We start from the raw sequence: 17025 nt of genomic DNA on the forward strand, positions 1-17025 counted from the left end.
CTACTTTTTCAACAGAATCGGCCAAAAGCGGTCCTTCGCAGGAGGTGCTTCACAGCAAATACAGTCGTTCGAGAGAGTCATGATTACGCGAGGAAGTTGGGTTATCTTGTCAGCCGAATCACCTGCATCAGGTGAAGGTCCTCAAGTAAGGATGCTCTATGAATCTATTGCCCCATCGCCACGCCTTCTTCGCACTGGCGCTCGTCAGTACACTCGCCGCAACCTCCGCGTTGGCAGCCCAGAGCCCTGATGTCCCTGCCACCATCGCGGGGCCTGTCGCCGATACTAAAGTGACCGAACCCTACGTGCGCATGATGGCGCGCGAGGCATATTTCTGGGGCTGGCCGATGGCCAATATTTTCAATCGTCGCCAGGCCTTCAAGGACCTGCCCGAACCTGGCTTGATGGGGGGCATCGTGCCGGTAGCCCCGATCAACCGATTGTCGCTGCTCAGCGACTACATCGACCCGGCCGAACGGCTGGTTGCCTGCCCGAACCAGGACGTGGTGTACGGCGCCGGCAGCATCGCCCTGGACCTTGAGCCGGTGGTGTTGCAAGTGCCCGACTTCAATGGCCGTTTCTGGGTGTACCAGGTGGTCGACCTGCGTTCCGACAGCTTCGCCGAGCTGGGCAAAATGTATGACACCCAACCAGGTTTCTACCTGCTGGTCGGCCCGGACTGGAACGGCAAGGTGCCCGCCGGCATCACCAAGGTATTCCGTGCACGCACCAACACCGGTTTCGTCATTCCACGGGTATTCCAGGACGACACGCCCGCCGATCGCCAGGCCGTGCAACCGGCCTTGGCCGGTATCGACATGTACCCCTTGTCCCAATATGACGGCAAGGTCAAAAAGCGCGACTGGGCCAAACTGCCGAAATTCCCGGCCCAGGCCTCGGATGGCAAAGCCGAAACCAAGTGGGTGATCCCCGAGAAGTTCTTCGACGAACTGCCGGGCCTGCTCAAGGATGCCAAGCCATTGCCGGGCGAAGAAGCCCGTTATGCGCAAATGGCCGCGCTGGCTGCCATCGCCAAGGCTGACCCGCAGCTTCGTGCCGCGATGATCGACGAGGCGAAAAAGGCCGACAGCGAAGTGATCGATCCGTTGTTGCAGTTCCGTAACTATGGCCTGCAACTTCCGGATCACTGGAGCACCGTGAGCAACGGCGCCGCGTTCGGCACCGACTATTTCAGCCGCACCGCCGTGGCACGCTCGAATATCTTCGTGAACCAGCAGAAAGAAACCAAATACTTCTATCAGGACCTGGATCAGTCCGGTCAGCGCCTCAATGGCCAGCACAGCTACAGCGTGACGTTCGCCAAGGGCAAGCTGCCGCCGGTCAAGGGGTTCTGGTCACTGACGCTGTACAACGAACAGCATTTCTTCTCGCCGAACGAGCTCAAGCGTTACTCCATCGGCACCAAGAACAAATCCCTGCAAACCAATCCTGACGGCTCGCTGACCCTCTACGTGCAAAGCCAGTCACCGGGCAAGGACAAGGAAAGCAACTGGCTGCCCTCACCTGAAGGTGCCGACTTCTCGCTGTACATCCGCGCCTACTGGCCGCAAGCCGACGCCCTCGACGGTAGCTGGACCCCACCGGCGGTGGTGAAAACCAATTGAAAAGGACTTCCAAGATGAACGTAGCCAGCCAAACACTGACCGCACTGGCATTGGCCGTTTCGGTCAGCCTCGGCGCCCAGGCGGCCACGCACTATGAACAACTCGCGGATCTGCCCTTCGCTGGCGGTTATCCAACCCTTGAAGGCGTGGCTCAGCTCAAGAATGAGTTGCTGTTCCAGCGCGCCGTGCAGTCCTACATCTGGGCACTGCCGGCACTGAACATGTACGCCATGAAGGAAGCCTCGGAGAAAACCTTCGGCGCCGGCTACAACGTGTTGCCAATCTGGAAGGACCGGCTCAACGCCAAGACCCTGGTGACCACGCCGAACTCCGACGTGATCTATGCCATGGGCTACCTGGACCTGCAGCAGGACGGGCCGATGGTGATCGAAGTACCGCCGGGCATGCAGGGCATTCTCGACGACTTCTTCCAGCGCCCGATCTGCTCGGAAGGCCAGATCGAAGGCCGCCAATGGTGCGGCGACGTCGGCCTGCCCGGCCCTGACAAAGGCAAGGGTGCCAAATACCTGGTGCTGCCACCGGATTACAAAGGTGAGGTGCCACCCGGTTACCTGACCTACCGTTCGCGCACTTACAACGTGTTTGTGTTCTGGCGCGGCTTCTTCAAGGACCCGAAACAGCTGCAGGCACCGGTCAAGCTCATGGAGCAGACGCGCATCTATCCGCTGGGCAAAGAAGCCACGGCGAAAAAGATGGAGTTCCCCAACGCCTCGCAAACTCCGATCAACATGCTCTACCCCACCGATGGCAGCGCGTTCGACATGCTTTCACGGTTCATTGACCATGAATATGTCGATCCGCAAGACATGGAAATGCGCGGCATGCTTGCCGCCCTGGGCATTATCAAGGGCCAGCCTTTCCGGGCGGATGCAGCGACCCGCGACCTGCTCGACAAGGCCGCGAAAACCGCGAGTAAAATGGGGCACGCCACTTCTTACACACCACAAACCATCGTCAGCAATGGCACCTGGTATCCGGACCGCAAGTGGCTGAACGTCTTCCCGGGCAATGCCACGTTCACCGCCGACACCTTCAACTACATCGACCCGCGTACCGGCTTCTTCACCAATGCCTACTCGGCAAGCCCGGGTATGGCGGTAAACATGGAGAACGTCGGCGCCAAGTACCCGGCCACCTTCGTCGACGCCAAGGGCGAGTTCCTCTCGGGCAGCAACGCCTACACGCTGAACCTGCCCAAAGGCATCCCGGCGGCGTTGTTCTGGTCGGTGACGGTGTATGACTCCATCACGGCTTCTGGCGTGGACAACGGCCAGCCATTCCCGTCGTTGAACACCATGGACAAACCCCTGGTGAACGCCGACGGTTCGATTGACGTGCACTTCGGGCCGCAGTCACCAGGTGAGGGCAAGAACTGGATTCGCACCCTGCCGGGCAAAGGCTTCTTCGTGATCCTGCGCCTGTATGGTCCGACCAAGGCGTTTTTCGACAAGACCTGGAAGCCTGGGGACCTGCAGAAGCAGTAACGATAAATGCAACTGCCGTGATATGAGCGCAGCAGCGCTCATGTCATTTTTGGGTAAGTTCGATAGATTGATCTATTCGGATTTATCCAATGGACACGGACAGCTATAGATCGCACTTTGCACTTTTTTACAGGCACCGATCTGCCGAGAAGAACCGTTTGATCAAGGACGGCTTTCGGTCAAATCTTCGGATAGCGCGGTCTGTGTCCCAGCTTGATGAGCGGCAAATTCCTCAGTTCCAAACCTCTTTAGCTCCAGGCCAATATTTCTCAGTCTCTCCAAGCGGGCGCTTTCTCCCACTACGTAAGGCTCCTGATCTTGACGCGGAATAAAACCCTGATGCATCCGGACCTCAAAAATTGTCCGTGAAACCCCATTGATTCTCTCTACAAAGGATGTCGAAACCGGTGAGCGCTGAACGCTTGCTTGATGTACCACGGCCCCCGCTTCCGTTTCCGTTCCTCGAATCCTGAGCAATGCCCATTCTTTTCCAGGTGAGCCAGACATGACCAGTTCAACGGTGACACCTCCATTCCCTTCGTAACCTCGTACGATCGGCCTTTCCAAGCTGGTGGCGGCGTAACAATAATTGCCTGCCCAAAGCCCTGCCACTTGAGCGATGAACACCAATGGCCAAATGAGCGCTTTCAAACACGACATGCTGCTATCTCAATGAATAAGGCAGTGCAGCATAGAAAGCTCTGAGCTGTTGACCTATAGCACTGCTTATTCATAAGCTGTGCATATGACGTACAGCTCAGACGATATTTTCCCTCCCTTCGAAGCGCTGCAAGCTGCCCTTGCCGCCGCCCGAACCGGCTCCTTCACTGCTGCGGCAGCGGAACTGGAAGTTACCCATGCGACCATCAGCCGACGTGTGGAAATGGCTGAAAAATGGTTTCAATGCTCCTTGTTCAACCGCCATGCGCGCGGTGTGACTATTACGGCCACGGGACAAATCGCGCTGGCCAAAGTCGCCCATGCCTTCGAACAACTTAAACAAGCGCGACAGCCCCGGCCCTTCGGCCAAATCTTGCCCGTCGTCAAATTGGCCACGACGTCATCCTTCGCGCGTTTCTGGTTGATCCCGCGCCTGACCGAACTGGAAGGTACGATTCAGGATTTACGTATCGAACTGGTCACCTCTGCGCTCAATGCCAGCCTCTCCTCAGGCGAGGTCGATCTGGCCATCAGATACGGGCGCGGGCAATGGAATGACGGAGACGAGGAGCCACTATTCGAGGAGTCACTTTGCCCCGTGGCGTCACCCGGAGTCCTCGCCATGAACGAACAGCCGTTGTCCTTGATAAAGGACACTCCGCTGCTACACACCGGTGACACGACACTGTGGCGAGCGTGGATGAGCCATCATGGCAAACGCCTGACTTCGAAGCCCATCGACAGGGTGATGGGTGATTACGCGCAGGCAATCGAAGCCGCCCGCTCAGGATTGGGCATCGCACTCTGGAATCCGGCGATTCACGCTCTTGATGCATTCAATGGACAATTGATTGCGTTGAATGAGTTGAGCTGCCCAAGCCCGCTGAGATTCTTCCTGCTGTCCAAGCCTGGCCCGGCTCATACACCGCCAATGAGGGTTCGGTCGAGGCTTCACCGGTTATTGAGTAAAGGCTTCACCTTTTGAAACCAAGGGACGAAAACGTCCCTTCTTACTCATTCAGGTGCACCAATGAAGGGCTGCAATGGGTCGACTGCGGCCCTAAGCGACAGGCAACAATCGGCCAATTTCAGCCGATGCTGACCGGCAACTATGACTGGGCTGCTGCCGCTCACGGATGGCCTAATATGTTAGGGACTATTTCATTGAAGTTAGTTAGGACTTAGTCGCGCCAAGTCTCGCAATACGAAAAAGCTACCATCTGAGATACGCTTCCAGAAAGTAGCCGCGAGGTGAAGTGTCATGCGATGCACCATCACTGAGATCGCCCGACGCGTCGGCATATCAAAAGCCGCCATCATTCAGGCGCGCAATCAGGGTCGAATTCCTGAATCAATTTTCGGCGTGACGGAAAGCGGACAGACCTGCATCGCTGATGCTGAGCTGGCGGAGCAGATACTGAAGGGGACCATTGGGTTTAGGATGAAGAGCATGCTGCGAATGCCTAGGTTCTAGGTGACCGTTCGTCGCCTCGCAGTGGTTTCTTATTTAGGGGTACGTGAAGGGGTACGCCGCTGTTTTAATTTGGGAGTTTCCCTGTATTTATGCGGCCTACAGGTACCATGTTCGAGTCCAGGTCGTGGAGCCAGACAAGGTTCAGAGGGGGTTTCAAAATCTCTGACCACAAAAAAACCCGCCTGATGGCGGGTTTTTTTTCGTCCTGGCTTTGTCGACCGGGATTCAGCTGAACCACTCCTCACGCCTGGGACTTCATCGTCTGCTTCGGCAACTCTCCAAACCGCTGCCGATAGTAATTGGCAAACCGCCCCACATGCCCGAACCCGAACTCCAGCGCCACTTCAGTCACGCTGGAATGCGGCTTCGCCAGCAAGAACTCCCGGGCCGCTTCAAGACGTAATCCGCGCAGGCGGTCCATCGGGCTTTGAGCGTATTCGCGCTGGCACAAGGTGTTCAGGCTGCGAATGCTCACCCCGGCGGCGACCGCCAGTTCCGCCAGGGTAATGCCCTGGACAAGGTGCTCGCGCATACACGCGTCGATTTTTTGCAGTTGGCGGGTGGGCTGTCGTGGCGACAGCGAGTCTTGTTGCGCAACGCCACAATGGCTGAGCAGAAACATCGGCAGGCTTTGCTCCAGGTGCTGCAACCAGCGCGAAGGCGTTGCGCTCGCTTCGCCCTCGGGCAAATGCTCCAACAACTCGCTGACCAATCGAAACCAGCGCATCGCCAGTGGCCGTTGCAGACGGCTGACTGGCGCCAGCGTAAAGCCCGATGGTAAGTCATCGCCCAGCGCGTCCTGGCTGGCATCGAGCAATGCCCGCGGCAGTTTGAGGATCAGTTGCTCGCAGCCCTCCTCCCACACCACGCGCGCCTGCTCACGCGGGGACAGGATCGCCACTTCGCCAGGGCTGACGCCATAGCTCATGCCGTCGGACTCCAGGGTGGCGCTACCGCGCAGTGGCATCTGCACCAGCACGAAATCTTCGAAAGGCTGCGGGCGGATTTCTACCTGTCCGCCGTAGCGCAGCGCATACAGTTCGCAACTGGCGACCTGGCCGCGATAGAACGCCGTATCGACACCGCCCCGCGGCCAATCCAGCTCATGCTCCACCAGCACTTGCCTCATCAAGCGCTGGGTTTCCTGCGCCGAGCGGCTGGTGAAGACCGGCTCGCGGCACATCAGCGACAGGTTCAGGCCTACGCTGTTGGCGGTAGCCGCTTGTAGAGTCGTCATTTCAAAGCGACCGGTTGCGACGGGCTTCGCTGCGTTGCAGGGTGGCGCTGGGCGTTTCGTTGAACAGCTTGCGGTACTCGCTGGCGAACCGGCCCAGGTGCGAGAAGCCCCAGCACATGGCGATCACGGAGATGTTGCGCACCGAGGCGTCTTCGAGGATTTCCTGGCGCACGGCGCCGAGGCGATACTTCTTCAGGTAAGCCATGGGCGACACGCCCAGGTGCTTGCGAAACCCTTCGAACAGTTTGAAGCGCGACACGCCTGCCGCGGCTTCGATGTCTTCCAGGTGAATGTCCTCGCGGGCGTTGCTTTCGATGAAGTCCTTGGCGCGCACCAGGTAATACGGCAACTTGACGCCCAGTTGCTCACGCAGTTCTGCGCTGTAGTTGTTGGGTTGCGAAAGGATCAGGCCCTTGATCAGCGCACTTTCGATATCGCGGGTGAAGAACACCTGATTGAACAGGTCATGCCCGCGCTCCATCTCATCGATGTAATAACGTGCCAGCCGCCACCAGGAGGCAGAGGCGCCGTTGACCGCGTCCATCACCGGCTCGAACTTCACCGGCATTTCCAGCGGACGTTGCAGCATGCCTTCGAGGGTCTGGCGCATGGCCATGCGGGTGATCACCACGGATATCTTGTGGCAGTCACCGGCCATGCTCAGTGATTGGGTTTCGTGGGGCGTCACGATCAGCCCCTGGTCCTGGTTGGAATGCAGCCGGCGGCCATCCTTGATCAGCTCCTGCTCGCCGCGAATCGGCAGGCTGAGACTGTAGCAATTAAGGTGTTCGGCGTCCTCGACGCCGATGGTCACGTCGGTGCCGTATTCCATGCGGCCCAGGGTCGTGGACATGGATTTGAAGACATTGGCCTTGTGGTGAAACTGAATCCGGTTCGGCTGGCTGGTCTGCAGTTCATGCGGGCCGCAAATGCCGGCCATCCACGCACGGGCACCGGCCAGGTCGTAGCGATCTATGCGGATATCTCGAAACTGAACAACATTTGGTTCGGTCATGTCAGTACACCCACGGCAATGGACATCGACACGCTCTTCGGCGCGTATTCTCATTGGGTTTGCAAGGGCTATGCCCAGCCGGTGCGAACAGGCGAAATCCGCACTTTTCGGCTAGCAATCGGAAACTTTCCGGATATTGAAGGCGTTGCGCGGCGTTGATGCGCACAGCCAGGGTGCCAAAAGTGGTCGACGCCTCGGGTAAAGCGCTACCCAAGGCGTCACTTCAGCGCACAACGGCTTACCATTTCAGGGCAGGACGTTACCAAAATTTCCATGTGTAGGTGGTGATCAGGCGGTTCTCCACCCAGTCATTACCGTGGCTGAATTTGGAAACGACGTTGCCGGCCTCCACGCCCACGCCTTTGAGCGGGCCGCTTTGCACGACATACGACAGCACCAGGTCGCGCTCCTGCTCCGCCGCCTGGCTGAGGTTGTCGCCACGGTCCACCGACGTCCCCTTGAAGTAGCGGGTCATGAAATTCAGGCCTGGTACGCCCATGGCGGCAAAGTCGTAGTCATAACGGACCTGCCAGGATTTTTCGTTGGGCTTGATGAACCCAACCCGCGACCAGTTCACCAGGAACGGCTGCGGTACATAACCGCCCAAGGTCGGGAAGTTGCTGTCGCCGAGCATGCGCTGGTAGCCCACGCCGAACCGGTGCCCGCCCTTTTTCAGCGTGGTCATGGCGCCGTATGAGCGGTTGTCGATGACGCCGTAAAGGGCGTCGCCATCTTCGTTGTTGTTGAAGTAACGCAGGTCGGTCTTCAGGCCATAACCGTTACCCAGGTCTGCCAGATGGGTGATGCCCAGGTAGTGCTGCTGGTAGATATCTTCGAGTTGCGCGTAGAAGTAGGTGCCGGTCAGCGTCGGGCTGAAGGCATAGCTGGCACCGCCGAGATTGAGGCCGTCACTGCCGTGGCGCACGCCGGAACCCGTCTGCAGGTACAACTTTTCGTAGTTGGAAGAGTTACGCGCACCGATTTCCGTCAGCCGCCCGGCAGTCAACGTCAGGCCGTCGATTTCCTTGGATTCGAGCAAGCCGCCGCGATAGGTCGTGACCAATTGGCGAGAGTCATCAATGATCACCACCGGCAAAAACGGTCGCAGCTCACCGACTTTCAACTCGGTTTTCGAATAGCGCATTTTAAACGTGGCACCGCCGCGGCCGTATTCATCGGCCTGTTCCTGACGGCTTTGGCTGTAGGGGATGATGGTGTCATCGCCACGCCCGCCACCGCCGTCCAGTCGATAGGCGTATTGCACCTCCGCATCCACGCCGAACTGCACCGGGCCTTCGGTGTAGCCAGAGGCGAAACGCAGGTCGAAACCCTGGGTCCAGCTGCCCACTCGCGAATGGGGCGGGTTGTCCCCCTTGAAGTCCCGATCAATGTAAAAGTTACGGGTGCCCAGGGTCAGCTTGCTGTCACTGACGACATCCGCCTGCGCCAACAATGGTGTCAACAAGCCAACTGTTTGAACTCCCCGAACTAGCCACGACTTATGCAACATATTATTTCTTCCCCCTGCCGCTTATTGAGCAGCGCATGAATAGAAGGCACTTCGGGTACAGAACCCTGGGCCATGAGTAATGGCAGTTTTTAGTGACCTGAAGCGAGACACTCTGGTGGTGCTTCGATTGAAATTAAGCCGCAACTAGTTCGTCAGCGGCTATCCCGTTACTGAATGACAAATAGCCACTTGCTCAGCCGCCAGGCGCGACAAAAATCAGTATTTACGGGGGTCTGTCGCTAACAAATGAGGTTCACGGCCTATTTTCCGGATGAGTTTCCACTAATAAGCGGATAGACCCTGTCGGCTACCACGGCATTTAATGAAGGCGTGAATTAGCCCATTGGCCGAGGACTGGGAAATGACAACTGCACGAAGTGTCGAACAGTGGAAAAGTTATATAGAAAGTTGCCTGGACTTCCGCCCAGAAGACGGTATTTATCGCATTGCCCGCGACATGTTTACCGACCCGGAACTGTTCGATCTGGAAATGGAACTGATCTTCGAGAAGAACTGGATCTACGCCTGCCACGAAAGCGAGATCGCCAACAATCACGACTTCATGACGATGCGCGCCGGCCGCCAGCCGCTGATCATCACGCGCGACGGTGAAGGTCGTCTCAACGCCCTGATCAACGCCTGCCAGCACCGCGGCACCACCCTCACCCGCGTCGGCAAGGGTAACCAGTCGACCTTCACCTGCCCCTTCCATGCCTGGTGCTACAAAAGCGACGGCCGCCTGGTGAAGGTCAAGGCGCCGGGGGAATACCCCGAAGGTTTCGACAAGGCCACTCGCGGCCTGAAAAAGGCCCGTATCGAAAGCTACAACGGCTTTGTGTTCGTCAGCCTCAACGTGGAAGGCACCGACACCCTGGAAGACTTCCTCGGTGACGCCAAGGTGTTCTTCGACATGATGGTGGCGCAGTCGCCGACCGGCCAGCTCGAAGTGCTGCCGGGCAAATCGGCCTACACCTACGACGGCAACTGGAAACTGCAAAACGAGAACGGTCTGGACGGTTATCACGTCAGCACCGTCCACTACAACTACGTGGCCACCGTTCAGCATCGCCAGCAGGTCAATGCCGAGAAAGGCCTGACCGCCAGCGACACCCTCGACTACAGCAAGCTGGGCGCGGGCGACAAGGAAACCGATGACGGCTGGTTTGCCTTCCACAACGGTCACAGCGTGCTGTTCAGCGATATGCCCAACCCTGCCGTGCGCCCGGGCTACGCCAGCATCATGCCGCGCCTGGTCGAGGAACACGGCCAGGGCAAGGCCGAGTGGATGATGCACCGCCTGCGCAACCTCAACGTCTACCCGAGCATGTTCTTCCTCGACCAGATCAGCTCGCAGCTGCGGATCATCCGCCCGCTGGCCTGGAACAAGACCGAGATCAACAGCTTCTGCCTGGGCGTGGTCGGCGAGTCGGACGCGGATCGGGAAAACCGCATTCGTCAGTTCGAAGACTTCTTCAACGTGTCCGGCATGGGCACCCCCGATGACCTGGTGGAGTTCCGTGAAGCCCAGCGCGGCTTCCAGGCTCGCCTGGAGCGCTGGAGCGATATTTCCCGCGGCCAGGGCAAGTGGGTCGAAGGCCCGACCCGCAACAGCGAGACCATTGGCATCGCCCCGGCCCTGACCGGCACCGAGTTCACCCATGAAGGCCTGTACGTCAACCAGCACGCCAACTGGCAGCGCTTTTTGCTTGAAGGCCTGGCGCGCAAAGCGGCCGAACAACAACCGTTGAAACTGCGTGAGGTGTGAACATGAATTCGCAACTGCAATACCGCGTCGAGCAATTTCTTTACCGCAAAGCCGAGGCCTGTGATGCCCAGGACTGGGACACCTACCTGGACATGTTCAGCGACGACAGCGAATTTCACCTGCCGCAATGGGACTCGGAGCACGTCTACACCACCGACCCGAAAAAAGGCATGTCGCTGATCTATTACCCCAACCGCGGCGGCCTCGAAGACCGGGTGTTTCGCATTCGCACCGGCAAGGCGGCGTCGACCATTCCGATGCCGCGCACCCTGCATCTGATCAGCAACGTGCGCATCGCGCCGCTGCAGGACGATGAACTGGAGGTGCGCGTCAACTGGAGCACCCTCTACTACCGCATGCAAACCGCCGAGCAGTTCTTCGGCCGCGCCACGTACCGTCTGCGCCCCGACGGCGAGAGCTGGAAAATCGCCCGCAAACACGTAGTTCTGCTCAACGACACGATCAACTCCGTGCTCGATTTCTACCATCTCTGAACCCTGCGGATTAACGCTCATGACGTACAAGGTCGCCTTCAGTTTCGCCGACGGCAAAACACTCTTCTGCAACGTGCAGAACAATGAAATCCTGCTCGACGCGGCCCTGCGCAGCGGGATCAAGATTCCGTTGGACTGCCGCGAAGGGGTTTGCGCGACCTGCCAGGGCCGCTGTGAATCCGGGCAGTACACCCAGGACTACGTGGACGATGAAGCCTTGTCGGCCAGCGACCTGGCCGAGCGCAAGGTGCTGACCTGCCAGACACGCGTGCAGTCCGACGCTGCCTTCTACTTCGACTTCGATTCCAGCCTCTGCGGCAGCAACGGCCCGAGCAGCCTGCAGGGCACTGTGAGCGAAGTACGGCAAGTCTCCCCGACCACCGCCATCGTGCACGTGGAAGTCGGCGCAGCGGGCGCGGCGCTGGACTATCTGCCGGGGCAGTACGCTCGCCTGAAAGTACCGGGCACCGAACATCGGCGCTCCTATTCCTTTGCCTGCGCGCCGGGCAGTAGCAACCTGCAGTTTCTGATTCGCCTGCTGCCCAGCGGCGTGATGACCGACTACGTGCGCGATCGCTGCCAGGTCGGCGACGTGATCCACATGGAAGCGCCGTTGGGCGCTTTCTACCTGCGCCATATCGACCGGCCGCTGGTGATGGTGGCCGGCGGCACCGGGTTGTCGGCGTTCCTCGGCATGCTCGATCAGATAGCCGAGCAGCAAGGCTGCGGTCATCCGGTGCACCTGTATTACGGCGTGCGCGAGGCCGCAGACCTGTGCGAGGTTTCGCGCATCGAGGCCTATGCCGCACGGATCCCGGGGTTCCGTTTCACGCCCGTGGTCAGCAACCCCAACCCCGACTGGCCGGGCAAGACCGGCTACATCGCCGAACACCTCGAATTGGCCGAAATGCGCGACCAGCCGTTCGACCTGTACCTGTGCGGCCCGCCGCCAATGGTCGAGTCGATCAAGGACTGGCGCCAGCAGCATGGCCTGGAGCAAAGCCGCCTTTATCTGGAGAAGTTCACCGAGAGCAACAGCTGACGCAGCACCCCATAACAACAATCAATCGGCCCGTCCGAACACTGAATCACTGCCCTCATCGACATCTACCGTGCGTTGGCACGACCTACTTCATAGGCCGCCTCATGAAAAACCTGGTATTGCGTGCATGTCTGGCAACCTCCCTCTGCGCAGCGACGGCTGCCCAGGCCGTGGAGCCTGTCCGAATCGGCTTCATCACCACCCTCTCCACCCCCGCCGGCTACCTCGGCGAAGACTCGCGTGACGGCTTTCAGCTGGCGATCGATCAGGAAGGCGGCAAGCTCGGCGGCGTGCCGGTGCAACTCATTGTGGAAGATGATGGCCTGCAACCGGCCAAGGCCAAGCAGATCGCCGACCGCATGAGCCTGGACGGCATCTCGCTGTACACCGGGGTGATTTTTTCCAACGTGCTGGCGGCCGTGATCAACACCGCCACCAAGGACGGTTTCTACGTCAGCAACAACACAGCGCCCTCGACCCTGGCCGGTGAAAAGTGCATGGCCAACTATTTTGTCGGCTCCTACCAAAACGACACGCCGCACGAAATGGCCGGTGTTGCGGCCAACGAGCTGGGCTACAAGAAGATGGTGATCCTGGCGCCCAACTATCAGGGCGGTCGTGACGCACTGGCCGGGTTCAAGCGCACCTTCAAGGGCGAGGTGACTGAGATCTACACCAAACTCAACCAGCTGGATTTCTCGGTGGAACTGGCGCGCGTTCGTTCACTGACACCGGATGCGATCTTCCAGTTTCACCCGGGTGGCGGCGGCATCAACTTTGCCAAGCAATACGGCGGCTCGGGCCTGTCGGCGCAAATCCCGATGGTGGTGCCAGTGTTCTCCATGGATGAACGCATGCTCGCCGCCGTCGGCGATGTGGCCAAGGGCACCAACGTCGTCACCCTCTGGAACCCGCAATCGGACAACCCGGCCAACCAGGCCTTCGTCAAAGCCTTCACCGAAAAATACAAGCGCGCCCCGACGGTGTATGCCGCCCAGACCTACGACACGGCACGGCTGATCGGTGCCGCCCTGAAAACCTCCCAAGGCAACCTGAAAGACCAACCGGCCTTCCGTGCGGCGATGAAAAACGTCCAGTTCGATTCCATTCGCGGTGACTTCAGCTTCGCCCAGAACCAGCACCCGGTGATCGACTGGTACCTGCTGCAAGTGCAGACCGGCGCCGACGGCAAGCTGGTCGAAGTGCCGATCAGGACCCTGGCGACCCGCCACGTCGACAGCTACGCCGCTCAATGCTCGATCTGACCGGCACCTGAGCCCTGTCCTCGCCCTGCAGCACCGCTGCGGGGCGTTTTCGTGAGGAACGCAGTCATGTTATTGCTCGAACAAATTCTCAACGGCCTGCAATACAGCGCCCTGCTGTTTTTGCTGGCCTCAGGCCTGACCCTGATTTTCGGCATCATGGGCGTGATCAACCTGGCCCACGGCGCCTTCTACATGGTCGGCGCGTTCTGTGCCGCCTACACCGCCATGGCCACCGGGTCGTTCTGGCTGGGTGGCCTGGCCGCGCTGATCGGCTCGGCCTGTTACGGCGCGCTGATTGAAACCGCGATCATGCGCCGCCTCTACAATCGCGATCACCTGGATCAGGTGCTGGCGACGTTGGCCGTGGTGTTTTTCAGCAACGAACTGCTGACCCTGATCTTCGGCCGCAGCCCACCGGCGATGCCCACGCCCGAGTGGTATTCCAGCTTTGTCGAAGTGCTGCCGGGATTGATGTACCCGGTCAGCCGCCTGCTGTTCATCGCCGCAGGGCTGATCGTGGCGGTCGGCATGTGGCTGCTGATCAACCACACGCGCCTGGGCATGCTGATCCGCGCCGGTGCCGATGACCATGAAATGGTCGGCGCGCTGGGGGTCAACATCGCCCGGCTGTACACCCTGGTCTTCGTGTTCGGCTGCGTGCTGTGCGGCCTGGCCGGTTTCATGGCGGCACCGCTGCTGTCGGTGGAGATCGGCATGGGTGAAAAGATCCTGATCACCACCTTCGTGGTCATCGTCGTCGGCGGTGTCGGCTCGGTGCGCGGCGCGTTGGTGGGAGCCTTGCTGATCGGCATGGTCGACAGCCTGGGCCGTGCCTACATTCCGCCGCTGCTGGATCAACTGCTGCCCAGCGAAACCAGCGGCACCCTGAGCGCCGGGCTGATTTCCGCCAGCGCCTACATCGTCATGGCCCTGGTGCTGCTGGTGCGCCCGCGCGGCCTGCTGCCGGCCCGCGCCTGAGGAGAACCCTATGTCACCACGCCTCATCATCGACCTTGCGTGCCTGGCGACTTTCGCCTGCATGCCGCTGCTGGCCCACTGGCTGCACGAGCCTTACCTGGTCAGCTTCTTTACCCGCCTCGCCATCTACGGAATGGCGGCCATCAGTTTGGACCTGCTGATCGGCAATGGCGCCATGGTCAGTTTCGGCCACGCCGCGTTCTTCAGTCTGGGCGGTTACATCGTCGGCATCGTTGCCTTTCACACCTCGCAAGGCATGCCGTTGTGGGGCTGGGAAGGCAGTAACAACGCGCTGGTGGTGTGGCCTCTGGCCTTGCTGGCGTGCGCGCTGCTTTCGCTGCTGGTGGGTTATCTGTCGCTGCGCACCAGCGGCGTGCAGTTCATCATGATCACATTGGCGTTCGGCCAGATGCTCTACTTCGTGCTCGGCTCGCTGTCGTTGTACGGCGGTGACGACGGCATATTGCTCAACGAGCGCAATACCCTCGGCGCATTGGATCTGGCTGACGCCAACCACTTCTACTACCTGTGCGTGGTCTTGCTGGCGGGCTGGTTGCTGCTGTGCCGGCGGCTGGTCAATTCGCGCTTCGGTTTTGTCCTGCGCGGGCTCAAGCAGAGCGAGCGGCGCAGCGTCAGCCTGGGCCTCAAACCCTTGCGCTATCGCCTGACGGCGTTTGTGATCGCCGGCACCGGCGGTGGCCTTGCGGGGATTCTGTGGGCCAACTACGCGCTGTTTGTCAGCCCCGACATGGGCGCCTGGCACAAGTCCGGCGAGTTGATGGCGATGGTGATTCTCGGCGGCGTCGGCACCCTGCTCGGCCCACTGCTGGGCGCGGCCACTTACCTGGGACTTGAACAGGTGCTGAGTCAGTGGACCGAGCACTGGATGCTGATCTTCGGCCCCCTGCTGTTGCTGGTGGTGCTGTTCGGCAAGAAAGGCGTCTACGGATTGCTGCTCAGCCTGCTGAAACGCAAACCGAAGGTGCTTGCCATCAAACCGAACGCCGCCGTGGAGGCACGCCCATGAGTGCACAGCTATCAATTCGGGATCTGCACAAGGCCTTCGGTGCGGTGAAAGCCACCAACGGCGCCAGCCTCGAACTGGCCAAGGGCGAGTTGCACGCCATCATCGGTCCCAACGGCGCCGGCAAATCCACGCTGATCGCGCAGATCGCCGGGGAAATTTTCCCCGACCGCGGCCAGATTCACCTCAACGGCCAGGACATCACCCGCGTACCCGCGTGGCAGCGGCCGCGCCTGGGATTGGCGCGGGCCTTCCAGGTCAGTCAGCTGTATACCGAATTTACCCTGCTGGAAAACGTCGCCCTGGCCATCGCCGCCCGCGACGGCAAGGCGTTCGGCATGTGGCGTCCGCTGAGCCGCGACACCCGCCTGCTGGAACCGGCGCTGGGCTACTTGCAGCAGGTGGGCCTGGGCCTTCGCGCGCAAGACCCGGTCCACGAACTTTCCCATGGCGAACGGCGGCAACTGGAGATCGCCCTGGCCCTGGCGCAGGAAGCTTCGGTGCTGTTGCTCGATGAGCCGATGGCCGGGATGGGCGCCGACGAATCCGCGCGCATGACCGAGCTGCTGCACAGCCTCAAGGGCCGTTACGCGATCCTGCTGGTCGAGCATGACATGGACGCGGTATTCGCCCTCGCCGACCGCATCACCGTGCTGGTGTACGGCCAGACGGTGCTGACCGGCAGCGTCGAACAAGTGCGCAACGATCCGCAAGTGCGGGCCGCATACCTGGGAGAAGAACATGCTTGAGGTTCAAGGTTTGAAAGCGGGTTATGGCTTGAGCCAGGTGCTGTTCGACATGCACCTGAGCATCGAGCAGGGCCAGGTGGTATCGCTGATCGGCCGCAACGGCATGGGCAAGACCACCACGGTCAAATCGATCATGGGCTTGCTCAAGCCCAGCGCCGGCAGCATCCGCATCAACGGCACGGAAATGCGTGGCGCTGCGCCCTATCGCATCGCCAAGGCTGGTCTGGGGTTGGTGCCGGAAGGCCGACGCGCTTTCGGCACTTTGAGCGTGCGGGAAAATCTGCTGGCCACCGCCACGCGGGGCAAGTGGGATCTGGCGCGGGTCTATGAACTGTTCCCGCGCTTGCTGGAGCGCCAAGACCAACTGTCACGCACCCTCTCGGGCGGCGAGCAGCAGATGCTGGTGGTCGGCCGCGCACTGTTGACCAACCCCAGCCTGCTGATTCTCGACGAGGCCACTGAAGGCCTGGCGCCAATCATTCGCGAGCAGATCTGGAGTTGCCTGGCCACCCTCAAGGCCGAGGGCGAGACGATTCTGGTGATCGACAAGAACCTCAAGGAAATGGCGCGAGTGGTCGACCGTCACCACATCATCGAGAAGGGGCGCCAGGTCTGGGATGGCACACCGGTGGAGCTGGCGGCTCAACCCGAACTGTCGCAACGCTACCTGGGAGTGTGAGCG

General features: G+C 60.0%; 16 protein-coding genes. 12 read left to right on the forward strand and 4 right to left on the reverse strand.

The window, feature by feature from the left end:
- Positions 1 to 158 precede the first annotated feature (158 nt).
- Complete coding sequence (locus NL64_RS09245) at positions 159 to 1625, forward strand: DUF1254 domain-containing protein (protein ID WP_034147831.1); 1467 nt, start codon at positions 159 to 161, stop codon at positions 1623 to 1625.
- Positions 1626 to 1639: 14 nt separating this feature from the next.
- A complete protein-coding gene (locus tag NL64_RS09250; RefSeq protein WP_034147832.1) occupies positions 1640 to 3130 on the forward strand; it encodes a DUF1254 domain-containing protein in 1491 nt (496 codons plus the stop codon).
- A 162-nt stretch (positions 3131 to 3292) separates the two neighbouring features.
- Here the strand turns inward: NL64_RS09250 and NL64_RS09255 are convergent, their stop codons facing one another.
- Positions 3293 to 3790, reverse strand: coding sequence for a hypothetical protein (locus tag NL64_RS09255; RefSeq protein WP_034147833.1), 498 nt, complete (start codon positions 3788 to 3790; stop codon positions 3293 to 3295).
- 85 nt (positions 3791 to 3875) lie between these two features.
- Between NL64_RS09255 and NL64_RS09260 the strand changes: the two genes are divergently transcribed.
- On the forward strand, positions 3876 to 4775 hold the full coding sequence (locus NL64_RS09260; protein WP_052321228.1) for a LysR substrate-binding domain-containing protein: 900 nt from the start codon (positions 3876 to 3878) through the stop codon (positions 4773 to 4775).
- A gap of 276 nt (positions 4776 to 5051) precedes the next feature.
- On the forward strand, positions 5052 to 5264 hold the full coding sequence (locus NL64_RS09265) for a hypothetical protein (RefSeq protein WP_034147834.1): 213 nt from the start codon (positions 5052 to 5054) through the stop codon (positions 5262 to 5264).
- 241 nt (positions 5265 to 5505) lie between these two features.
- Here NL64_RS09265 and NL64_RS09270 read toward each other — a convergent pair whose 3' ends face one another.
- The 3 genes from NL64_RS09270 to NL64_RS09280 form a co-directional block, all read right to left on the reverse strand.
- Positions 5506 to 6501, reverse strand: coding sequence for an AraC family transcriptional regulator (locus tag NL64_RS09270; protein ID WP_034147835.1), 996 nt, complete (start codon positions 6499 to 6501; stop codon positions 5506 to 5508).
- A 1-nt stretch (position 6502) separates the two neighbouring features.
- Positions 6503 to 7516 carry an AraC family transcriptional regulator gene (locus NL64_RS09275; RefSeq protein ID WP_034147836.1) on the reverse strand — a complete coding sequence of 338 codons (1014 nt, stop codon included), beginning with the start codon at positions 7514 to 7516 and terminating at the stop codon, positions 6503 to 6505.
- Positions 7517 to 7775: 259 nt separating this feature from the next.
- Positions 7776 to 9026, reverse strand: a complete 1251-nt coding sequence (locus NL64_RS09280; RefSeq protein WP_034147837.1) for an OprD family porin — start codon at positions 9024 to 9026, stop codon at positions 7776 to 7778.
- Positions 9027 to 9387: 361 nt separating this feature from the next.
- Here NL64_RS09280 and antA point away from each other — a divergent pair, with 361 nt between their 5' ends.
- From antA to NL64_RS09320, 8 genes are all read left to right on the forward strand, one after another.
- Positions 9388 to 10791, forward strand: a complete 1404-nt coding sequence (gene antA / locus NL64_RS09285) for an anthranilate 1,2-dioxygenase large subunit (protein ID WP_034147838.1) — start codon at positions 9388 to 9390, stop codon at positions 10789 to 10791.
- A 2-nt stretch (positions 10792 to 10793) separates the two neighbouring features.
- Entirely contained in the window at positions 10794 to 11285 is a 492-nt protein-coding gene (gene antB / locus NL64_RS09290; RefSeq protein ID WP_034147839.1) for an anthranilate 1,2-dioxygenase small subunit, read from the forward strand.
- 19 nt (positions 11286 to 11304) lie between these two features.
- Positions 11305 to 12327: an anthranilate 1,2-dioxygenase electron transfer component AntC gene (antC, locus tag NL64_RS09295; RefSeq protein ID WP_034147840.1), complete on the forward strand. Its 1023-nt coding sequence runs from the start codon at positions 11305 to 11307 to the stop codon at positions 12325 to 12327.
- A 104-nt stretch (positions 12328 to 12431) separates the two neighbouring features.
- Complete coding sequence (locus NL64_RS09300) at positions 12432 to 13592, forward strand: ABC transporter substrate-binding protein (RefSeq protein ID WP_034147841.1); 1161 nt, start codon at positions 12432 to 12434, stop codon at positions 13590 to 13592.
- A gap of 66 nt (positions 13593 to 13658) precedes the next feature.
- Complete coding sequence (locus NL64_RS09305; RefSeq protein ID WP_034147842.1) at positions 13659 to 14570, forward strand: branched-chain amino acid ABC transporter permease; 912 nt, start codon at positions 13659 to 13661, stop codon at positions 14568 to 14570.
- Positions 14571 to 14580: 10 nt separating this feature from the next.
- A complete protein-coding gene (locus NL64_RS09310) occupies positions 14581 to 15597 on the forward strand; it encodes a branched-chain amino acid ABC transporter permease (RefSeq protein ID WP_034147843.1) in 1017 nt (338 codons plus the stop codon).
- Complete coding sequence (locus NL64_RS09315; protein ID WP_034147844.1) at positions 15594 to 16343, forward strand: ABC transporter ATP-binding protein; 750 nt, start codon at positions 15594 to 15596, stop codon at positions 16341 to 16343. Before NL64_RS09310 ends, NL64_RS09315 begins: the two co-directional genes overlap by 4 nt.
- Entirely contained in the window at positions 16336 to 17022 is a 687-nt protein-coding gene (locus NL64_RS09320; RefSeq protein ID WP_034147845.1) for an ABC transporter ATP-binding protein, read from the forward strand. The genes NL64_RS09315 and NL64_RS09320 overlap by 8 nt, the downstream gene beginning before the upstream one ends.
- The last annotated feature ends 3 nt before the right edge of the window (positions 17023 to 17025 follow it).

The sequence above is a fragment of the Pseudomonas fluorescens genome (assembly GCF_000802965.1).
Lineage (GTDB): Bacteria > Pseudomonadota > Gammaproteobacteria > Pseudomonadales > Pseudomonadaceae > Aquipseudomonas > Aquipseudomonas fluorescens_A.